The organism is Spirosoma sp. 48-14, assembly GCF_001898575.1.
GTDB lineage: Bacteria > Bacteroidota > Bacteroidia > Cytophagales > Spirosomataceae > Spirosoma.
In genome coordinates this window covers 104,058-125,456 of the sequence record NZ_MKUD01000001.1, presented here as the reverse complement: position 1 = coordinate 125,456, position 21,399 = coordinate 104,058, and the positions used below count along the sequence as shown (strand labels likewise).

The 21,399-nt window shown below is 49.4% G+C and carries 15 protein-coding genes; 7 read left to right on the top strand and 8 right to left on the bottom strand.

Annotation, left to right across the window (positions count from 1 at the left end):
- From BGO59_RS00455 to BGO59_RS00445, 3 genes are all read right to left on the bottom strand, one after another.
- The coding region (locus BGO59_RS00455; protein WP_293679032.1) for a Gfo/Idh/MocA family oxidoreductase at positions 1-479 on the bottom strand (479 nt) is incomplete at its 3' end.
- Positions 480-562: 83 nt separating this feature from the next.
- The gene (locus tag BGO59_RS00450; RefSeq protein ID WP_293679030.1) at positions 563-1,006 is read right to left on the bottom strand and encodes a DUF5990 family protein; all 444 of its coding nucleotides are present in this window, start codon (positions 1,004-1,006) and stop codon (positions 563-565) included.
- Positions 1,007-1,010: 4 nt separating this feature from the next.
- Positions 1,011-1,406: an iron chaperone gene (locus tag BGO59_RS00445; RefSeq protein ID WP_293679028.1), complete on the bottom strand. Its 396-nt coding sequence runs from the start codon at positions 1,404-1,406 to the stop codon at positions 1,011-1,013.
- 100 nt (positions 1,407-1,506) lie between these two features.
- On the opposite strand from BGO59_RS00445, the gene BGO59_RS00440 reads away from it, so the two are divergent.
- From BGO59_RS00440 to BGO59_RS00425, 4 genes are all read left to right on the top strand, one after another.
- Positions 1,507-2,547, top strand: coding sequence for an SMP-30/gluconolactonase/LRE family protein (locus BGO59_RS00440; protein WP_293679026.1), 1,041 nt, complete (start codon positions 1,507-1,509; stop codon positions 2,545-2,547).
- Between the two features lie 164 nt (positions 2,548-2,711).
- Complete coding sequence (locus tag BGO59_RS00435; protein WP_293679024.1) at positions 2,712-4,670, top strand: penicillin-binding protein 2; 1,959 nt, start codon at positions 2,712-2,714, stop codon at positions 4,668-4,670.
- A gap of 106 nt (positions 4,671-4,776) precedes the next feature.
- The gene (gene rodA / locus BGO59_RS00430) at positions 4,777-6,057 is read left to right on the top strand and encodes a rod shape-determining protein RodA (RefSeq protein ID WP_293679023.1); all 1,281 of its coding nucleotides are present in this window, start codon (positions 4,777-4,779) and stop codon (positions 6,055-6,057) included.
- A 118-nt stretch (positions 6,058-6,175) separates the two neighbouring features.
- Positions 6,176-7,513, top strand: a complete 1,338-nt coding sequence (locus BGO59_RS00425; RefSeq protein ID WP_293679021.1) for a DUF418 domain-containing protein — start codon at positions 6,176-6,178, stop codon at positions 7,511-7,513.
- Between the two features lie 76 nt (positions 7,514-7,589).
- Here BGO59_RS00425 and BGO59_RS00420 read toward each other — a convergent pair whose 3' ends face one another.
- The 3 genes from BGO59_RS00420 to BGO59_RS00410 all read right to left on the bottom strand — a co-directional run bounded on the left by BGO59_RS00420 (position 7,590) and on the right by BGO59_RS00410 (position 9,337).
- On the bottom strand, positions 7,590-8,078 hold the full coding sequence (locus BGO59_RS00420) for a hypothetical protein (protein WP_293679019.1): 489 nt from the start codon (positions 8,076-8,078) through the stop codon (positions 7,590-7,592).
- A gap of 183 nt (positions 8,079-8,261) precedes the next feature.
- Positions 8,262-8,867: a hypothetical protein gene (locus BGO59_RS00415; RefSeq protein WP_293679017.1), complete on the bottom strand. Its 606-nt coding sequence runs from the start codon at positions 8,865-8,867 to the stop codon at positions 8,262-8,264.
- 11 nt (positions 8,868-8,878) lie between these two features.
- Entirely contained in the window at positions 8,879-9,337 is a 459-nt protein-coding gene (locus BGO59_RS00410; RefSeq protein ID WP_293679015.1) for a lipocalin family protein, read from the bottom strand.
- A gap of 588 nt (positions 9,338-9,925) precedes the next feature.
- Between BGO59_RS00410 and BGO59_RS00405 the strand changes: the two genes are divergently transcribed.
- Both BGO59_RS00405 and BGO59_RS00400 read left to right on the top strand, forming a co-directional pair.
- On the top strand, positions 9,926-13,069 hold the full coding sequence (locus tag BGO59_RS00405) for a two-component regulator propeller domain-containing protein (protein WP_293679013.1): 3,144 nt from the start codon (positions 9,926-9,928) through the stop codon (positions 13,067-13,069).
- Between the two features lie 12 nt (positions 13,070-13,081).
- A complete protein-coding gene (locus BGO59_RS00400; protein WP_293679011.1) occupies positions 13,082-13,720 on the top strand; it encodes a response regulator transcription factor in 639 nt (212 codons plus the stop codon).
- Positions 13,721-13,813: 93 nt separating this feature from the next.
- Here BGO59_RS00400 and BGO59_RS00395 read toward each other — a convergent pair whose 3' ends face one another.
- Positions 13,814-16,093 (bottom strand): NADP-dependent malic enzyme, encoded by a 2,280-nt coding sequence (locus BGO59_RS00395; protein WP_293679009.1) that lies wholly within the window; start codon positions 16,091-16,093, stop codon positions 13,814-13,816.
- 287 nt (positions 16,094-16,380) lie between these two features.
- Here BGO59_RS00395 and BGO59_RS00390 point away from each other — a divergent pair, with 287 nt between their 5' ends.
- A complete protein-coding gene (locus BGO59_RS00390) occupies positions 16,381-19,179 on the top strand; it encodes a substrate-binding domain-containing protein (protein ID WP_293679007.1) in 2,799 nt (932 codons plus the stop codon).
- 7 nt (positions 19,180-19,186) lie between these two features.
- On the opposite strand, the gene BGO59_RS00385 is transcribed toward BGO59_RS00390, so the two are convergent.
- Positions 19,187-21,235 carry an alpha/beta hydrolase domain-containing protein gene (locus BGO59_RS00385; RefSeq protein ID WP_293679005.1) on the bottom strand — a complete coding sequence of 683 codons (2,049 nt, stop codon included), beginning with the start codon at positions 21,233-21,235 and terminating at the stop codon, positions 19,187-19,189.
- Positions 21,236-21,399 lie beyond the last annotated feature (164 nt).

Genomic DNA, 21,399 nt, shown 5'->3' with positions numbered 1-21,399 from the left:
CAGTAAACGTGCTTGCCTTTCCGCATGGCATCCGACGAGATTTTTTCGTGCCAGTGGTCGGTGGTACCGTTAATAATAGCGTCTACATCGGTACGTTCCAGAATCTGACGGTAATCTTTGGTTACGGCAAGGTTTTCGCCCCACAACTCTTTGGCCCGGCGTAAGCGACCGTCGTAAAGGTCGCAGGCAGCTACCATTTCAACCCCATTGACCATGAGCGCCGTTTGGGTGTCGCCCATACCCATGCCGCCTGTACCGATGAGGGCGATACGGACTTTGTCATTGGCGGCTGTGCTGCTGTGGCTTCGCACCAGATTTAAGTACTGGGGGGGCGCAATGGCATTGGAGGAGGTGGTTTCGGCCAGCGCGGCTGGGGCCGCAGCAGCGGCTGTACCTGCCAGACCCAGCGTTTTCAGAAACGACCGCCGTGACGATTGAGCACCGTTGTCCGACGAAGTCGCCTGTTTGTTATTTTTCATGTACGATTAAGATAGGGGAATTTAAATTTTTTTAAAAATAAGCGAAGTTTAAAGAAGCGGCAAGTAGTTTCACCGTTTGATTGCTAATGACCGTTGACTACTTGCCAGCCTGCAAATGGTTTTACGGTGCCACAGGTTGGTGTACCGTCTTTACCAGTGCCTGCTACCTGTGTTTCCAGCATCGGCTCGGGATGCGTGGAAACTTGCTCAATGAGGGGCCAGGTAATCGTTAAGGGGATTTTCAGGCGTCGACTCCATGCCGAATCAACCTGACCAGCAGCAGTGCCAATGTCCAGATATACAAAACGACCGCTCGGTGGGCCTTGCACGAAGGGACCGAGTAAGGTTGGCGCTGGGTCGGTAGCAGCATCACCTTTAACACGTACGGTAAATGAGAATACCAAATTGTGCGTGGTTGATCGTTGTGTCTGGATAGTCTGGTACGTATGACCGCTACCTTGTTGTAAACCAAAATCGACACCAGCCGGAGGGTTTACTAAAACGATACGTAGTGGTAATTCCTGCATTCGTTTATCGTTTTTTAGCTTGTTGTTTTATCAATTTCTGCTCCTGATTTTTCTGAACACCGTATCGAACAATCTCGGTGAGCAGGTCGGCTGGTATGGGGGCGTCGAGCGGAATATGAATAGCCGATTTTGTCATGGTGTAGGCGCTGAGCCGATCGTTGAATTCATTCAAAATAGCCGGTACTACGTAGATGCCGTAATGGTGTTTGGCAGCTGCAAACCAGATCAGTTTACCGTCCGATCGATAACCGGGCATCTGGTAGCTTATTAGTTCTTCGACATCAGGAGCGGCCTGCCGGATAATCTGCCGGATTTGTTGCAAGGTCGCATGGGTCGATTCGGGTTGTGCCGCAATGTACTCGTCGACTGTAGTGAATTGAGTTCTGGTAGTTTTGTCCATTAGTATAGTTTGTAGGAACATTATAAGCCGCATCTTACACGCTTTTCCTCATTCGATACCGAAGCTTCTTGGTACATTGATCTAAATCCTGACATTCCCTATGAAAAGAACCGTTTTACTGGTAGTAAGCTGGTGGGCTGGCCTTGGCCTCACTCTAGCTCAAAATGCACCTTTCCCAACTATTGGACAGATTATCAAAACAGATCCCCGTCTGGATAAACTGATTCCGGCAGAAGCAAAAATAGACGTACTGGCCAGTGGATTCGTCTGGACCGAAGGGCCTATCTGGGTGAAAAATGAGGCTTATCTGCTCTTTTCGGATGTTCCCCAGAACACCATTTACAAATGGACAGACAAGGAAGGGGTTACGCCATTCATGAAACCGTCGGGTTATACGGGGGTAGCTCCCTATGGCGATGAACCAGGCTCCAATGGCCTGACCATCGACAAACAAGGTCGTCTGATTTTTTGCGAACATGGCGATCGGCGTGTAACGGCCATGCCTCTAAGCAGTCCAGGAGGAAAACGTACACTGGCCGATAATTACAATGGGAAGCGGTTCAATAGTCCGAATGATGTGGTGGCTCACTCCAATGGCAGCTATTACTTCACCGATCCACCGTATGGGATGCCTAAAAAAGAGAAAGACCCTACGCGTGAAACGGATGGCTTTGGCGTGTACCGAATCGCGCCGGAGCGAGCAGGTGTGCCGGGGCAGGTTTCTATCGTTGTGAGCGATTTGAGCCGACCCAATGGGATAGCTCTTTCGCCCGATGAGAAAATTCTGTATGTGGCTCAGTCGGACCCCATGCGTCCGCTCGTGATGGCGTACCCAATACAGGCCGATGGGTCGGTTGGAAAAGGCCGGATGGTGTTCGGACCCGAACAAATGAAGAAACAAGGATTGGAAGGAGGCTTCGATGGTATGAAAGTCGACCGTGACGGCAACCTGTGGGTAACGGGCGGCAAAGGCGTACTGGTGATGGCGCCTACGCAGGGGGGTGGCCCGTACGATTTGCTGGGCCATATCAAAGTAGGGGCCGATACCGCCAATTGTGCCTGGGGCGACGACGGCACTACACTGTATATCACAGCTGATATGTACCTCTGCCGAATTCGCACCTTTGCCAAGGGATGGTAGAATTAATGGATAATGCAAAATGAACAATGTAAAATGGATAATGACCGACTTAGCTAGTTGGCTACATTCTCCGGCTTACATTGTTCATTTTGCATTATTCATTATCCATTAAATCAGCTAACTTTGTGTAGCGTACATAGCTTGATTGAACGGAGTATATTCTCATGTTAGAGAATCGGAGGTGGGTTATTATTGGCATCTTTTGCCTGGTGGGTTTAGTTTATCTGGCCCGGTTGTTTTACTTACAGGTTCTGGACGATACCTATTCGCTGGGGGCGTCGAAGAATTCGATTAAACGAGTGGTCGAGATCCCGTATAGAGGGCAGATTTACGACCGGAATAATCAGTTAATCGTTTATAATACACCTGTTTACGATTTATACGTCACGCCAAAACAGGTCCGCATACCCGACACCGCAACGTTCTGCCGGATGATGGATATTTCCCGGCCGGAGTTCGATAGTATCATGGGATTGGCCGTTAACTATTCCCGTGTGAAACCGTCGCTGTTTCTACGTCAGCTTTCTAAAGAAGATTTTGCCCGTATTCAGGATGCCCTGGTCGATTATCGGGGCTTTGAGCCGGTCATCAGTTCCATGCGTACCTATCCGGCCCATACGCTGTCCAATGCGCTGGGGTACGTCAGCGAAATCAGCAAAAAGCAACTGGATAACCAGGATATTGTCTACTACCGGCAGGGCGATTACATCGGTCATAATGGCTTGGAAGAGCAGTATGAAGAGCAGCTACGTGGTAAGCGTGGGGTCAAATTCATGATGCAGAATGTGCATGGCGTGAATAAAGGCTCCTGGAAAAATGGTGAATTCGATACATTAGCCGTAGCGGGTCAGAATCTGATTACGGGTATTGATGTGGAGGTGCAGAAATATGCCGATAGCCTGATGCAGAATAAGGTCGGCGCCGTGTTGGCCGTAGAGCCGTCGACGGGCGAAATTCTGGTATCGGTATCAGCGCCTACCTACGATCCGAACATGCTGTCGAGCCGGTTTTTTTCGAAGAACTACCGGGCCTTACTCAAAAATCCGTATAAGCCTCTGATTAATCGACCGGCCACGGCCAGCTATCGACCTGGTTCGACATTCAAGCTGATTCAGGCCTTAATTGCCCAGCAGCAGGGAACGCTCTTTCCGAATACCGTTTATGGACATGGAGGATCGCCCATGCGTTGCCACTGCCGGGGAGGCAATAACCTGCGGGGAGCGGTGCAGAACTCGTGTAATCCATATTTTTATAACGTATTCCGCAAGTTTATTTACCACAACGGCGAACATAACGTCTTTAAATCGTCGGCGATTGGCTTACGGGAATGGCACGATATGGTCGAAAAGTTTGGGATCGGTGATCGATTGGGCGTTGATTTGCCGTTCGAACGGAAGGGAAATCTTCCCACACCTGAATATTACGACAAGGCATATCGGGGCGCGTTGCGATGGAAATTTTCAAACGTGTACTCGCTCAGTATTGGCGAAGGTGAGCTGCTGATTACGCCTATGAAATTGGTGAATCTGGCAGCTACTATTGCGAACCGGGGATGGTATATTACACCACACTACATCAAGGGCTTTGGCAAAGTGGGTGTAGGCGTCCCGACTGAGTACAGTGTGAAGCACCAGACCGATATCGACTATAAGTATTACCTGCCAGTTATCGACGGGATGCGGGGGGCCGTAGCGCACGGTACTGTAACTCCACTGGCCAATATCGCGGGTATCGACTTATGCGGCAAAACAGGAACGGCTCAGAATGCCAAGTTTGGTCATAAATACGACCACTCGATCTTTATCGGCTTTGCACCGATGAACGATCCTAAAATTGCGGTAGCTGTATTCGTAGAAAATGCTGGCTGGGGCGGAAAAGCCGCAGCCTCGGTAGCCGCCCTGGTGGCCGAACGATACCTGAAGCGTAAGACCGAAGCTACCGTTTTGGATGCACAGGTGAAAGCGTCGAATTACATGCCGCCTGCTCAGTTCCTCTTCGATGCCAGGAAACCAACAACTCCGAAGAAGGATAAAGACACTACCCAGAAACCATCAGCTCCGAAACCGATGATGACGGCTACCAAACCAAAAGTCGTTACGGTAACCGGAGCATCAGGAAATTAACCAGGTTTATGGTTTTCAGCTTGCCGCAGGCGACCGCGTCCGTAAGTAATTACGTACGTTAGCCCATTGTGAGCCGTATACCATATACTGTAAACCAAGTTAAACATTGGCTCGTCAAAACGACCCCTTTTCGCAAAATATTGACTGGCTTACGCTGCTGCTTTACTTATGCCTCGTAACGCTGGGGTGGCTCAATGTGTATGCCGCTGTATACACCCCAGAGTCTCATACAAGTCCGTTCGATATGTCGACCAATGCCGGAAAACAGCTGATGTGGATTGGAACAACGGTGATTCTGATTATCTGTATTCTGGTCGTAAATCATACGTTCTTCGATACGTTTGCTTTTGTCTTTTACGGGTTCATGATTCTGATGCTGATTCTGGTGCTTGTGGCCGGAAGCAACATCAACGGATCGCGCTCTTGGTTCAAGTTTGGCTCGTTTCAGATTCAGCCTGCCGAGTTTACGAAAGTGGCAACGGCTCTGGCCCTGGCAAAATACCTCGATGTGCCGGGAATCAACCTGAGCAAACAGAAGGACTTGCTCTATGTAGCGGGCATTATTATCCTGCCTTGTTTGCTGATTATTGCCTCCAACGAAACGGGCTCAACGCTTGTATTTGCCTCGTTTGCTATCATGCTGTATCGGGAGGGGCTGCCTAGCTGGATGCCAGCAGTTGGGCTGAGCGCCGTAGCTTTGTTTATCCTTGCACTCATATTTCCCAAGCTCTATATTTTTATCGGTATTGGCGTATTGGCTGTATTGGTTATTCTGCTAATGCCACGTTACAATCGAACAGTCGCTAATCTGCTCGCGATAGGCGTGGTTGGGATCGGAATGATAATCTTCGTGACGGGGGTTGATTTTTTTGTAAATAATGTGCTCCAAAAGCACCAGCGTAACCGGATTAAAGTGCTTGTCGATCCTACCATCGACCCGCTGGGCGTAGGCTGGAACGTAACCCAAGCTAAAATTGCCATTGGTTCCGGGCGGCTACAAGGGAAAGGATTTCTGGAAGGGACCCAAACCAAATTCGACTTCGTACCCGAACAAAGCACCGATTTTATTTTCTGTACGATTGGGGAAGAACATGGGTTTATTGGGGCGTTGGTTGTTATCTCGCTCTTTGTTGCCTTGCTAACTCGCCTTGTTATTCTGGCCGAAAAACAGCGAACCAAGTTTGCGCGGGTGTATGGCTATTGCGTAGCGGGTATTATCTTTTTTCACGTAATGGTCAATATTGGTATGACCATCGGGTTGATGCCGGTTATTGGTATTCCGCTACCTTTTTTCAGCTACGGAGGATCGTCACTCTGGTCGTTTTCCATATTGCTGTTCATTTTTCTTAAGCTCGATTCCCGTCGGGTTGCCTTCACGAGGAGGTGAACCGTTTACGAAATTCTCCATAGTGTCGGAGGGGAAAAAGGTTACTTTTAGCTAGTTGATTTACAGTCGCTTGTGAGTCTGATTCTGGGTGCCTTTCTGCTAAAATCTTCCTACTTCCATGGAGTCAACAGCTACGCTTCCGATTAACGGAATAAACGATCATCAGACGGCCATACGGCCAGTGGCGCTGACCGAACGCATTAAAACCATCGACATTGTACGGGGCATGGCTCTACTGGGTATTTTGTTGATGAATATTCCATTTTTTGGCCGCGCATTCCAGCTCGAAAGTGAACCATTACTCCGCCCAGGTAGTACCGACTATTCTGTCTTTGCGGTGGTTACTATCCTGTTCGAAGGGAAAATGCGGGCCTTATTTTCCATGCTGTTCGGAGCCGGAATTCTCATTTTTACCAGCCGCAAAGAAGAAACAAACCTGGGTAGCTCTGCCGATTTCCTGTACCGGCGGCTGTTGTGGATGGTATTGTTTGGTGTCATCCACGAGTACATATTGATGTGGGTAGGCGATATTTTATTCGATTACGCCATCTGTGCTTTATTTCTGTTTCCTTTCCGTAAACTAACTCCGCGCCAGCTACTGCTCTGCTCGCTGATATGCCTGTCGATCAATGTGGTAAAACGCGAACGTCAGCAGTTCGAATTCCAGAATAAGTACGAAAAGTATCAACAGGTATTGGTGTTGGAAAAAGCACACAAAAAGCTGACCGACGAGCAGAAAAAAGACAAGGAGACCTGGGAGAAAATCGTCAAGGAGTCGAAGCCGGACATGAAAGAGGTGGCTGAATTCAATCAGAAGATGCGCTCGGGTTATGGTACTGTCTATAAAACGCTGGAACCCGACAATATTCGCTTTCACTCGACGTATCTGTACCTCTACCTCTGGGATAACCTGTGTATGATGTTTCTGGGCATGGCCCTGTTTAAATTGGGTTTCTTCTCCAATAAACTGACCACACGAACCTACTGGCTTACCTTGTTGGGTGGCTACGGCATTGGCTTTCCCCTGAGTGCCCTTGGGATGTTTTTGATGCAGCAACGACTACTCGATCCAGTCCATTATACACAGCAGTGGGCGTCGCCGGTGATAGGGTACGATTTGCAGCGGGGGCTCGCCGGAATTGGCCATGCGAGTTTGCTGATACTGATTTATCGCTCAGAGCTGGTTCCCTGGCTGATGAAGGCACTGGCCAACGTAGGTCAAATGGCCTTTAGTAATTACATCCTGCAAACCATCTGTTGTACGCTGTTTTTTAATGGGTATGGCCTGGGGTATTTCGGCAAGCTGGAGTATCACCAATTATACTACGTAGTAGCTGTAGTGTGGGTTATCAACCTAATTTTCAGTGCCATCTGGTTGCAGTTTTATCGATTTGGCCCACTCGAATGGGGCTGGCGCAGCCTGACATACTGGCAAAAGCAACCTATTCGGAAATGAGTAGGTCAGGAAACATGAAGGGAGAGTAAAGCTGGCTGATGCGATCCGTTCGTTTGCATCAGCCAGCCTTACGTTTTCACGCCTTTCCTGAATAGTTTTTGCTTACAATTAAGGCAATAGGTAACCCAACGCAGATCATCAGGATACCCATACCGATGGTCACTCTCGATAGCTCAAAAGGAGCCATTTTGATTCGGCTTGCCGGAATAACGATCAGGTTCATAATAACCCAAACCGGAATACCGTACAACAACCCCATGGCGGTTGTGCTATCGATGAATCGGCGTAACGATGGATAAATTGCGTAAAACAGAGAAGCGAACGAAAAGGCAATAAGAAAATGGAAAGCCAATCCCCAGAAAATCATGGATGGGCCATCGGTTAATGCGTTCGGGCCGAAAGCACCACTGGCTACATATTTCCAGACAATCAACGGATCATTACCACCCCGAACCAGTGTCATAATCATGGCGGCCAGCGCATCTAAAACACCGGCTACCACACCGGCCCGTAGAATAGTACGAATGGGTTTGTTTGTGGTGTAGGAAGGGCTAGAACTATCCATAGATACTTGGTTAAACAATCGGGTCAAGAATAGGATATAGGAATGGTAAGATAGAAGTTATTTCATGGGTAAAAGAATGGTGTAGTTCCTTCAGAAGTTGTTTACGTTACCCAATTTACAGCGTTTTTGCAGAGTTAAAGTGAGGGCAGTTTGTAAAAATCTGCCTTCACTTTATACCTTATGTCAGGGAGAGGCCCTATGAAGGATAAGATGCGTTTGTTTGCTGAAACGAGGATCAGCACTGTTCCAGAAACTAGACCCATCTTTCCGTCGATAGCTGAATTCAAGCGTGCAGGTTAGCTCGTCGTTTTGCCAGCGACCATTCTGCCCGGACAGAAGATAGAATGTTGGTCTGTCGAAATTGCGGCTGGTTTCTGTATGGAAGGTAAGCCTGATTTGATGAAAATCCTCTTTGTCAACCGAACCGCTGATCTCATACGTTTCTCGCCCTAATCGACTAACGACAATAGCTTGCCCATCAAACGAACGCTTCGACGAGCCTGTCCGACGACTACCCTTTCGTCGGCCGCGAAAAGATAATGCCTTACTCCATCGTTCGGCGTCTGGTTCAGGATCAACTATCGTAAGCTCAATGGTTTTAGTAATGTTATCAGGGTCGACGTACTGACCACTCCAGCGGCCGACCAGTAGAGGGGCAGATGCATTGTAAGCCCAGGGACGCTGATAGCGATCGAAAAGCTTGCTACCGTAGAACGAAAGGATGCCCAGAACCAGCAATGCCAGCAGGATTATGAATAGACTGAACAGGCATCCTCTAGGCTTTTTCATCGGCATAAAGGCTAAATTCGTTGATAAACGATTGTCATGCGTTGCGCTTTAGTGGGGTTAGGCATCTTGGGGTTATCAGCATAGTTGAACGTCCAGGTCATGGTACTGCCACTTACGTCCACGTCGTAGGTAGCCGGTGGAATGTCTTTCATGGTCGTGGTTACCACAACCTTACGGCCGCTCATGGTCCATTTGCCACTGGCATTCATCGATTCGATCGTCTTTTTCAAAGCGCCACAGGCATCCGGAACATTGGTTTTCATGGTTCCATCAGCACTGAAGGTGTATGTCATTTCTTTGGTACAGGGCATATTGGTCTCCATCATTTTGTTCATGTCGGTCGATTTGCCGGAGCTTTCGACCAGTGTCATGGCGGTCCGCTTCCAGGTACCCGTAATGCTATCGAAAGCAGGATGAAATGCAGTACTAAAAAGAGTAATAAGTGTTGTGAAAATCAGTAAACGAGTCATTCGAAATCGGTTAATTGGTTAAGATGGCTGCAAACTAAATTGCCGTTCAATACAAGGCGAAAATCCTTGATTGAACGGCAATTCGGATGAGTTGATGAGCTTGCGGGTAGTAAATTGTGCCGCGACATCAAACAGACAAACAGATCGTTACATCAACGCCCTGCTGGGTAGTAAGGCTGACAACACCGGGAACTTGTATGGTTATTGGATAGAATCGGAAAACCGAGTTGCTGAATATGTAAACGTTAGTAGAGATTGTGTTGTCATTTGGCTGTAAGAGGATCTATCTGCGTGACTCAGTAAATTATGATGTAAAATTCAGCTATGGTTTAGTAAGAGCCTATACCCCTTTTGGGGTATTTGGACTGTATGATGTGTACATTACCTTCGTATCTATTGCCAATAATCCCGCAAACAGTCGACTAAAGGTTAGAATCGTATAGTAGAAATGATTTGTTTCCTGCAATCAGAGTCGTTTACAGGCTATTACGTGACTGTATGAAAGGGTGGTAATCTATTTTTTTGCCGGTACTTTATCAATAAGACGTTGGTAAAGAATAGCCTATTATGTTCGTTTCCATAAGGTGTATGGCTTTAAAACTACTGACAGAATATTCCGTGAGCCGGGTATTGGTATTGTTCGTTATTCTTTGCAGCCCCTTGTGGTGTAAGGCACAAACTACACCACTGGGTTTCGAGCACTTGTCCGTCAATCAGGGCCTGTCAAATCCTATTGTGCACGCCATGCTTCAGGATAGCCGTGGTTATCTTTGGTTTGCTACCGACAATGGGCTTAATAAATACGATGGCTACACGATTACAACGTATCAGAAAATACCGGGCGATACCACATCACTTGTGAGTAATGTCATATACCAATTGATGGAAGACAAAGAAGGCTATATCTGGCTGGGTATGGCAGGACAGGGCCTCTGTAAACTGGACCCTCGTACTGGAAAATTCACGGCTTATGGCCCTAATCCGCATACCCTTAGCCAAGGCACGATTTTTACAATGGGAGAAGATCAGGAAGGGGGTATCTGGGTATCGAACTGGCGGGATGAACTACGGCGGTTCGATAAGAAAAGCGGTACCTTTTCTTCGATCAACTATGCCAGCCTTCTGGCCGAACGCAGAGAAGGCAAGCTCGTGACGCCAGTTGTTATAGCCGTGTATAGCGATAGACGAAAAACAATCTGGGTTTGCAGCGAACGGGGGTTGCACCGGATGAATCTGAAGTCTGCTGGGGCTGGTAAATCGCCACAGGTTCGCTTTACCACTTACCGCCACAATCCGGCCAATCCGCACAGCTTGAGCCACGATCAGGTATGGCGTATCTATGAAGATCGTACTGGACGCTTTTGGGTAAATGCCCATAATGGCCTGAATCGATTCGATCCCAAAACGGGAATGTTCACTTATTATAAATACCCCACTGAGCCATCCTCGGCGATCAAGGCCGCTATCACAGAGAAGCCAATCTACATGGTCGATGATCGGCAGGGGAACCTATGGATGGGCACGCCCGATCATGGCCTCATTAAATTCGACCCGAAAACAGAATACTATACCCAATGGTTGCCCGATCCGGCTGATCCGGCTAGTTTGAGCAGCGACCATATCCGATCAGTGCTTATCGACCGATCGGGTTTATTATGGGTTGGCACCTGGGGCGAAGGAATCAATAAAGCCAATACGGGAAGCCAGTCGTTTGCGTTTTATCGTCCTCTACCATACCGCCCCCATTCGTTAAGCTATAAATTCGTCAGTTTCATCGTTGAGGACCGATACGGAACGATTTGGGTTGGGACAGGGGATGGGCTGAATCGAATGAACAGGCAGACTGGTGAGTTTACCCATTATCGGCACGAACCTGGGAACCCCAGAAGCCTGCCGAAGCGTAATGCCGAAGCCATGCTCGAAGATCGGGAAGGAAATGTGTGGGTGTCCAGTAATGGTGAGTTTACTCGTTTTGATCGGCAAACGGGTACATTCGACTGCTTTACCTGCAATCCACTACGTTATCCGGGATTGGGAGATAACATTCAGATCCTTACCATGTATCAGGATCGGCAGGGCTTATTGTGGCTAGGGACTACGAATGGTGTCAAGGTATTTAATCCGAAGACGGGGCAGGTTGTTCATTATGCCTACAATCCGAAAGATACGACCGGCATCAGCGAAGCGTATGCGATGGCTCTCCTGGAAGATAACCGGGGAAACATCTGGATTGGTACAGACAGCCGGGCCTTGAATCGACTGGATCGGAAAACAGGTCGCTTTACGCATTATCGTCCCAATCGACTTAAACCAGGTACGATTTCATCCGATGGTGTGTCGAGTATTTTTCAGGATTCAAAAGGTAACCTGTGGTTTGGAACCATAGGCGGAGGGCTGTGTCGATTTGACTATGCAACGGAGACGTTTCAGGTATTTACCAAAGCCGATGGCCTGGCCGATAATTCTGTTTTTTCCATTGATGAAGATGATGAGGGACAATTATGGCTGGGGACGTATAAAGGGCTGTCGCGGTTTTCGTATAAAACCCGAACATTCCGTAACTACGAAGTGAACGATGGAGTACAAAACAACGCCTTCCGACGGCCGCATTGTAAAGGCAAGGATGGGATGCTCTATTTTGGGGGCGACGATGGGTTTACGGCCTTCGATCCCCGAAAACTGACCAGCAATACGCACATTCCTCCGATTGTTATTACGCAGATAAAACTCTTCGACAATCCGTTGTCTGGAGCCGAACGAAGGTCAATAATTGAGCTTGATTACAACGAGAATTTTCTTTCGTTTGAATTTGCCGCGCTGGATTATACCAATCCGGCTAAAAACCAGTATGCGTATCAGTTGGTAGGATTGGACCGACAATGGATTTACAGTGAAGGAAGGCGATACATTAGTTACACCAATCTGGAACCAGGCACCTATACATTTCAGGTCAAAGGGTCGAACAACGATGGTGTATGGAATCAGAAGGGAACGTTTATCAAGATAATCATTCACCCACCCTGGTGGCAAACTACCTGGTTTCGGTTAGTAGCCACTATTGGGTTGCTGCTGCTGGTATTACTGGCTATACGGATCTACACCCAGACGAGGCTCCGTCGGCAACGTCAGGAGTTAAAACGGGTGTTGCAAGCCCAGGAAGAAGAACGTCAGCGTCTGGCTGCGGATCTTCACGATGATTTAGGGGCCACCTTGTCGGTTATCAAAGGGCAGTTACAGTCGATCCATGAACCCTCAGGGAGTTTGGCAACGCCGGTTCGGTTAATGGATAAAGCCATCGTCGATCTACGCCACATCTCCCATCACCTGATGCCACCCGAGTTCAGTAGGCTTGGCCTGGCTGAGTCTATTCAGGAAATTATTCGGCGGGTTGAGACCCGGTCTGATATTCGTTTTCTGTTTATCAAGTACGGAGAAGAACGTTCGTTGGGCAACGAAGCCGAGTTAACCATTTATCGTATTGCTGTTGAACTGATCAATAACGCCATCAAGCACGCTAAAGCGCGGAATATTACGGTTCAATTGATTTTTTACCCGAAACACGTATTTTTATCCGTCGAAGACGATGGGCGGGGCTATCCGGCTGGCACATCGGGTGGGGAACCTGGCATTGGATTGCGAAATATTCGCTCCCGCGTGGCTTACCTGAAATCGAAATTACAAATAGATTCCGGTGAGCGGGGAACGACTGTTACGCTGGATATTCTACTTTGATGCGTGTTTTGTATGCTTCCAGATGTTCAGTTTAGTACGATTCTGATTGCTGACGACCATCAGCTATTCAATGAAGGGCTACGAACTTTGCTGACGTTTGAAGGCTCCCTGTTCAGGGTAGTAGGGCAGGTTTACCAGGGTAATGATGTGATCCCGGCCATCCACAAGTTAAACCCGGCCATCGTTCTGATGGATATAAACCTGCCTAATCGCAATGGAATCGACCTTTCCCGGCAGATCGTTCGCGAGTTTCCCTCGGTTCGGATTGTAATCATTTCCATGTACAGCTACCAGAAGTTTGTCGATGAACTACAGGAAATTGGTATATCTGGTTATTTGCTAAAGAGTGCCTCGCAGCAAGAACTTGTGCACTGTTTGCATCAGGTTAGCAACGGAATGACCTACTTCGATCCGAAGCTGAAAGTGGCCAGTCCACACCAGGAAGACGAATTTATCCGGCGTTTTAAACTATCGCCCAGAGAACTGGAAATTATCGTTCTGATCAAACAGGGGCTGGCAACTCCCGATATTGCCCGGCGGCTCTTTTTAGCCGAAGACACGGTAAAGACGCACCGAAAGAACATCTATTATAAGCTCGATATTACGAATGTAGCCGAGCTCATTCAGTTTGCGAACGAGCAGGGGTTGTAAGAGCTTATACATAAGTTCGTCTGGTTTACCTCAAGTTAAAAAGAACCCCTCCCAAAAATGAACTCGTTTCGGGAGGGGGGATAGGTATGAAAGTCAGCTAATGCTCTGTGCTTCGACGACGGCAATGGCGACCATATTGGCGATTTCCCGCTCCGACGAACCCAATTGCAGTACATACACAGGTTTGCGCATTCCAAGCAGAATAGGGCCAATTGCATCGAAACCAACAGAACGTGGCCCGGCGGCTTCGCGCATCAGGTTGTAAGCAATATTGGCAGCCGACAGGTTCGGGAAAATCAGGGTGTTAGCCCCTTCATCGACCAGCTTGCTGAGTGGGTAGTTTTGCCGAAGCAGATCGACGTTAAAAGCCAGGTGCGCCTGCATCGCTCCATCCACAACCATGTCGGGGTGTTTGCGGTGGAGCATATCGGCTGCTAGTTGCATTTTATCGGCATCTTCGCCTTTGGCACTACCGAAATTAGCATAGGTAACCAGCGCAATGCGGGGTTTGATATTGAATCGCTCTACAGCCCGCGCCGTTAGTTCAGTAATTTCCACGATTTCTTCGGCGGTGGGATTCATATTCACCGTTGTATCGGAGAAGAACAACGGCCCCCGATTCGTCAGCAGAATGTACATACCCGCTACCTTCCGGACACCTGGCTCTTTCCCGATCACTTGCAGCGCCGGACGAATAGTATCGGGGTAGTTGTGCGTAAGCCCCGAAATTAGTGCGTCGGCTTGCCCCGTTTCGACCATCATGGCCCCAAAATGGGTTCGCGACAGCATGCGTTTGCGGGCATCGACAGCCGTAAGGCCTTTCCGGTGGCGCTTTTTATAAAGCAGATCGCCAAATTGCTCGACCAGTTCCTGTTCTTTGCGGGGGGTAATAATGGGTACATCGCCCAGGTCCAGATGATTTTGGGCGATCATCTCCTCAATAACCGCTTTTTCACCCAGTAAAATAGGATACGCAATGCCACCATCTTTCACTTGCTGAGCGGCTTTCAGTACTTTCAGGTTTTCGGCATCGGCAAAAACAACCCGCTTTGGGTTGGTACGCGCTTTATTGTTGATGACCCTGGATATGCGCGTATCCTGGCCCAGCCGCCGGGCGAGTTGACTACCATAGGCTTCCCAGTCTGTAATAGGTTCTTTGGCAACCCCCGACTCCATAGCAGCTTTGGCTACGGCCGGTGCCACAGTTTCGAGCAGACGCGGATCGACGGGCTTGGGGATGATATACCCACGGCCAAACATCAGATTGTCGGTGCCATAAGCCATGTTGACCAGGTCAGGAACGGGCTTTTTCGCCATATCGGCCAGCGCATGAACAGCCGCTAATTTCATGGCTTCGTTGATTTCGGTAGCGCGCACGTCGAGCGCACCTCGGAAAATGTATGGGAACCCCAACACGTTGTTGACCTGATTGGGATAATCGGAGCGCCCAGTCGCCATAATTACATCGGGTCGGGCGGCCAGTGCCTCCTCGTAACTAATTTCGGGCGTTGGGTTAGCCATCGCAAACACAATCGGATCGGATGCCATCGAGCGTACCATATCCTGACTAACCGTGTTGCCTTTCGATAAACCGATAAACACGTCAGCTCCTACGAAGGCTTCTTCGAGGGTGTGCAGATCGCGGGTGGTAGCAAACAGGCTTTTGCGCTCATCGAGGTCGGTACGGTCGGCCCGAATAACGCCTTTGCTGTCGCACATGACCACATTTTCGACCTTGGCACCGAGTGCGATGTATAGCTTGGTACACGAAATAGCCGAGGCTCCCGCTCCATTGACCAGAATTTTAGCCTCGTCGATCCGTTTGCCAACTAATTCCAGGGCATTCAGCAGGGCAGCCGCCGAGATAATGGCTGTTCCGTGCTGGTCGTCGTGCATAATCGGGATGTTCAGCTCGGCTTTGAGCCGCTCTTCGATGGCGAAACATTCCGGGGCTTTAATGTCTTCCAGATTGACTCCGCCGAAGGTCGGTTCCAGAATTTTCACCATTCGTACAAACTCATCGACGTTTTTGGTGTCCAGCTCAATATCGAACACATCGATGTCGGCATAGATTTTAAACAGTAGCCCCTTTCCTTCCATAACGGGTTTGCTGGCTTCGGGACCAATATCGCCCAGACCCAGTACGGCGGTTCCGTTGCTGATAACGGCCACCAGATTGCCTTTGGCGGTGTATTTATAAACGTCTTCGCGGTTTTCGGCGATGGCCAGACAAGGCTCGGCTACACCTGGTGAATAGGCCAGCGACAAATCGGTCTGGGTGCTGTATTCTTTGGTCGGAATAACTTCAAGCTTACCCGGCCGCCCTTTGGCATGGTAGGCGAGGGCGTCTTCCCGGCGAATCTTTTGTTGCATAACTAAATACGGTTATTGGGCTTATTATCAAGGGTTTAAGATGGTATTTTCGCGACTCGAATAAGAAGGTGGACGGGTATTTGATACGTTATACGGGCTATCCGGTTCACGAAAGGCTGTTTTCAAAAGTACAATAAATAATAGCCAGGGCATTAAAATTTTTTAATGCCGGATCGCATCCTGGCAGAAGGTCAGTGGAGCGTAGCCTATCGAGCGTGGGTATGTTTCGCCTTTTGCATTCAAATTCTTATACATTATATTTGGTCAGTACCGTAAAGTGTTTCCTTATGCATGATTCTCCCTGGTGGTCTGCCAATTGTTGTGCGTCTGCGACGGGCAATCGTGTGCCGATGAGGCTGTTGGTTGGGCTACTGATTTTCATGACCGCGCTTTTCAGCAGTGGATGTCAGTCGAAACCCGAAACGCGCACCTACCGGATTGGCTTTTCGCAGTGTACCGGGGGCGATGAGTGGCGGAAAACCATGCTGACCGATATGAAGCGGGAGCTGGGATTCCATCCGAACTACACGTTACTCTACGAAGACGCGGGCAATAGCACCAGTCGGCAAATCAGCCAGGTGCAATCGCTGGTCGAGCGCGGAATCGACTTGCTGATTATCTCACCCAACGAAAGCAAGCCTTTTACCAAGGTTATCGAAGCGGTTTTCAAACGAGGTATTCCCGTTATTCTGTTGGATCGTAAGATTGACTCTGAGTCGTACAATGCCTACATCGGTGGCGACAATCTGCAATTGGGGCGAATGGCGGGTACGTTCATTGCCAATCAGTTGAATGGGAAAGGACGTATCGTTGAGGTATGGGGTTTACCCAGTTCGTCGCCCGCCCAGGAACGGCATAAAGGCTTACAGGAGATTTTGACGAAATACCCCGGTATTGAGGTTGTCAAAGAGTTGAATGGTCAGTGGGAGCGTGATACCGTTCGACGGGTGATTGCTTCGGAATTGGATGGGCTAAAAAACGTGGATCTGCTTTTGGCGCATAATGATGTGATGGCGATGGGCGCTTACGACATTTACCGAAAAGCCGGATTGCAGAAACAACTAAACTTTGTGGGTATCGATGCCTTGCCTGGGCCGAGTGCTGGAATGCAGGCCGTGACGGATGGGGTTCTGAAGGCTAGCTTTTTATATCCAACGGGTGGCGAAGAAGCGATCAAAACGGCCGTTCGGATTCTGGATGGTAAATCGGTCAATCGGGAACAGATCTTAAACTCCATCCAGGTCGATGCATCGAATGTGTACGCGTTGAAAGCCCAGAGCGATAAATTGCTGGCGCAACAGGCCGATATTGAGAAACAGAGTCATCGGATCGATGCGTTAACACAAACATACACCTCGCAGAAGAACACGTTGTATCTGATTCTGGCGATACTGCTTGTGGCGCTGCTGCTCGGAGGATGGGCGCTGTATTTGTACCGATCCAAGCAGACTGCGTATCAGACACTGGAAAAGCAAAATCAGGAAATACTCGATCAGAAAGACGAAATCGAACGGGTATCGCAACAGGCACGGCTGGCTACCGAAGAAAAACTGCGCTTTTATTCCTACATCTCCCATGAGTTTAACACCCCGCTGAGTCTGATTCTGACCCCAACGGAAGACTTACTTGGCAAAAAAACGGTGGCTCCTCATGAGCTAAAAAACGGGCTGTCGCTGGTGCAGAAAAATGCGTATAGGCTGCTCCGGCTGGTCGATCAGATGCTCGATCTGCGGAAATCGGATGTGGGTAAACAGCACCTGAGAGCCAGCGAGCAGGATCTGATTGCGTTTGTGCGCGACATTGTATTCGACTTTCGGCGGAAAGCCGAGAAGCAGCGAATCGACCTGCAACTGATAACCAGCCTGAGTAAACTGCCCAGTTGGTTCGATGCCGAAAAACTGGACAAGGTGCTGTTTAACCTGCTGTCGAATGCGTTCAAATACACACCTAAAGGAGGATTGATACACGTTCGGCTGGAGCTGTTAGCCGATCAGGTACGTATCCAGATAGAGGACAATGGACAGGGAATGTCGCCCGAGGAGCGTGACCATGCGTTTGATCTGTTCTATAGTGGTAGCCAGCCGTTTAGTCTATCCAAGGGGATCGGTCTGGCGTTGTCGATGGAGTTTATTCAACTGCATCGGGGCGACATCAGTGTGGAGTCGGTGCAGGGTGAAGGAACAACGTTTACGATTTTGCTTCCCTTGGGCAACAGTCATCTCCAGCCCGACGAAATCGTACCTACGAGCAGCCAGCGCACGTTGCCTCGTTTGCCCGTTGAGGAAGATGTTGATGAGGCATTACAGCCCGCTTCCCTTGCTGGGTCGAAACAAACGGGAACGCTGCTTGTGATCGAAGATAACGACGATCTGCGGACGTTTCTGACAACACGGCTGGGAAATGAGTTCGATGTGATTGCCGATAGTACAGCCGAAAAAGGTTGGGAACGGGCCCTGGAGATAATTCCCGACCTGATTATCAGCGATGTGATGTTGTCTGGTATGGATGGTTTACAGCTGACCCAGCGAATTAAAGCGGATCTGCGCACATCCCATATCCCGGTTATCCTGCTGACGGCGAATAAACAGATGGAACACCAGATTGAGGGTGTTCGGGCCGGAGCCGATATGTATCTGACAAAGCCCTTCAATGCAACCTACCTGATCGAAACCATCCGCACGCTGCTGGCCAATCGGCAGAAAGGGCAACAGCGGTTTGCCTCTGATTTTGTTCCCCAGGCTGGGGGAAGTCGGGAAGAAAAGAAATTCCTGAACGAATTGACCCGGCTAATCGAACAGAATCTGGGCGATCCTGGCTTTGGTGTCGAGAAATTAAGCCGTGAAATGGGTATTTCGCGGGTGCAGTTATACCGGAAAGTACAGGCGCAACTGGATAGGAACGTGATTGACTACATCAACGATATCCGACTGAAACGGGCCAAATACCTGTTGCGTGAAACAACCAGAACCATGGCCGATATTGCTACTGAAACGGGCTTTAATTCGGCAGCCTATTTTACTACGTTCTTTAAACAGCATACGAAGAAAACCCCTTCTGAGTATCGAAAGTCGCCCGTGGAGGCCTAGTGACGGCCTACTTTAGCACTGCACTGACTTCCGCATCATGGATGTATTGCTGAGCATCTTCCGGTAACAGTAGTCGCTGTTGCTGCAGGCGTTGTACCGACGTAGTGACTGCTTTCACGTAACCTTCATGAGAATGGTATCGTTCTTCCAGCGATAATCGAGGGTCGTTGGTGGCTATTCGTTCAGCTTTCGTGGCTTTGAATGGAATCTGCTGCCCGGCTCCTTCACAGCCTTCATTCTCGCCATACTCGGCCCGGCGGAGTGCCCAGCCCGTTGTGGTCGCTATTGGAGCCGCAACGGGTGGTAAACGTATGCCAGCGATCTCGTTCCCATCGGCATCGACTTTCGACACAAAATTGGTGTAAACAGGTCGCCCGTCTACTGTCGGAGGATTGATAGCGAGAATGCCCTGCTCGGTTGTCTGGCCAAAATCGAGTTGATATCGGCTGGTTATCAGGCCGGTATACGTAACACCTGGAATGGTTGGCCAGCCTAGAGTAGCTTGCGGAATCAGTCCCGTTTGAGAACCAGGCTGAGGAACGGCTACTACCGCCGTTCCGGCCAATTGCCGCGGTACAGCACTTGGAGGAGGGGCAATACCTTTCGTAACCCATTCGTCGAGAGCCACAAATAAAGCCCGGAGCAGTGGTTCGGCATTGGTCGGATTCTGAAATTGCTGGCATATCCCCCGCGAAGCCCCGTTTCCAGCGCCATGTTGCGCGCCCGATACCAGAAAGAATCGAACATTGTCGGGATCGGGTAAGTCATTGCCTTTCGGGTCGGTATGCAGTAGTGATGCGGCTTTCACCCAGTATTCGTTAGCCGAGTTGACTTCGAAGACTTTAGGGCACGTATGGCTGGTGGTACAGGCTCCCAGCCGACCAGCGGTTTTACCTGTGAATGGGTCAGTGAGTACAGGATAGGCAAATGGGAACGGGGCTTCGGGATACAGATGATTCTGCCGGTTTCGTTCCGTTCGGGAAGGTTGCGCAAAGCGAACATTCAGGCCAATGCCACTGCCTCCACCCAACCAGTTTTCGATACCGTCCAGAACCCGTCGTCCTTGTTCATCGGCGTTAAACCCAAGGGTTTGAAAGTCATTCAGATAGCGAGCGGGCTGCGAAATAGCGAACGAGTAAGTAAATTGTACGTCGCGGGCGAGTGGATTAGGGTTTCCAGCATCGTCGGTAGTGGCGTAGCGTAGAAACGAGATAAAATCGCGGGTAGCAGCAAAGCCAATGCCAGCAACGATAGGGTCGCGGGCGGTATAGCTGAACTCATAAATGGCACTTTGTCGGAATGGCGTTCCTGCGGGTAAAAGTCGAATCGTTCGGTCGTCCACAAACTCCCAGCCTTCAGCCGGAACTACGGTTGGCGAATCTGACAAATGCTGGCGAACCGTAAGCGTAGCCTGATTTTTAGCCTGCGTGGCGGTTGGATACGCCAGGGTATAGCCTGTAGTGGTCGCATTGTCGTACACAATGTATTCGTAGGAGGGGCCCGAGATTGGGGAGCCATCGGCCTGTTTTGCAATGGGTACGGTCAGGGTTAGGTTGTTATTCGTGGGTGCGGCCGATGGGTCCCAGCCATTCCAGACCAGCGTGTAGCCTCGATTCATCAGGAAGCCTTCCCCCGCATCGGCGGCTGTCGTTGGGTCATTACCGCCACCACTCCTGTTGAACCCACCGACTAATTTGCCTCCTCGGTTGTTTACTTCCAGAAATAACTTGTGCGCTCCCTTCGACAGATCAATTGGTTTCAGAATATAAATATCCATTGCATACTCGACCATCCCTCTGGCATTGCGCGGTGCTAATCGGAGGTCAGTAATCAGTGCATTTTGCGGACTGGTCGGGTCAAGTTCGCCGTAGGCTTTTCCCCGAAGTTTTTCATAGGCCCCCACGTTCCCAAACACCTTTCCGTCGAACGTTGGCGTTTGGCGGGTTGTGATCTCGATACGGGTGATGCGGGCATAAACAGGATTTGCAAGCAGTGTAGCGATGGAAAGGCAAGCGGTAAAAAAAGAACGGAAAAGGGGAGAGTGCAGGCTGGTCATGAGGTTGTTCTTTGAGAGAAAAATCGGGGATGGCTCTAACCTACTCATGCTTATTGTCGAATTTTAAGATGACAGACGGATAACGTTGCGAAGGAAGCCCAGGTAACCCTGCTGAGCAGACTTCTGACTATACTCTGATGATAATCAGTTCATTGTTTGATCGG

Bases quoted from the DNA above. Each gene is read 5' to 3' on its own strand.
- BGO59_RS00450 (WP_293679030.1), bottom strand. From the start codon at position 1,006: ATGCAGGAATTACCACTACGTATCGTTTTAGTAAACCCTCCGGCTGGT.
- BGO59_RS00415 (WP_293679017.1), bottom strand. From the start codon at position 8,867: ATGAAAAAGCCTAGAGGATGCCTGTTCAGTCTATTCATAATCCTGCTG.
- BGO59_RS00390 (WP_293679007.1), top strand. From the start codon at position 16,381: ATGCATGATTCTCCCTGGTGGTCTGCCAATTGTTGTGCGTCTGCGACG.
- BGO59_RS00405 (WP_293679013.1), top strand. From the start codon at position 9,926: ATGGCTTTAAAACTACTGACAGAATATTCCGTGAGCCGGGTATTGGTA.
- BGO59_RS00420 (WP_293679019.1), bottom strand. From the start codon at position 8,078: ATGGATAGTTCTAGCCCTTCCTACACCACAAACAAACCCATTCGTACT.
- BGO59_RS00445 (WP_293679028.1), bottom strand. From the start codon at position 1,406: ATGGACAAAACTACCAGAACTCAATTCACTACAGTCGACGAGTACATT.
- BGO59_RS00400 (WP_293679011.1), top strand. From the start codon at position 13,082: ATGCTTCCAGATGTTCAGTTTAGTACGATTCTGATTGCTGACGACCAT.
- BGO59_RS00395 (WP_293679009.1), bottom strand. From the start codon at position 16,093: ATGCAACAAAAGATTCGCCGGGAAGACGCCCTCGCCTACCATGCCAAA.
- BGO59_RS00385 (WP_293679005.1), bottom strand. From the start codon at position 21,235: ATGACCAGCCTGCACTCTCCCCTTTTCCGTTCTTTTTTTACCGCTTGC.
- BGO59_RS00440 (WP_293679026.1), top strand. From the start codon at position 1,507: ATGAAAAGAACCGTTTTACTGGTAGTAAGCTGGTGGGCTGGCCTTGGC.
- BGO59_RS00410 (WP_293679015.1), bottom strand. From the start codon at position 9,337: ATGACTCGTTTACTGATTTTCACAACACTTATTACTCTTTTTAGTACT.
- BGO59_RS00425 (WP_293679021.1), top strand. From the start codon at position 6,176: ATGGAGTCAACAGCTACGCTTCCGATTAACGGAATAAACGATCATCAG.
- BGO59_RS00435 (WP_293679024.1), top strand. From the start codon at position 2,712: ATGTTAGAGAATCGGAGGTGGGTTATTATTGGCATCTTTTGCCTGGTG.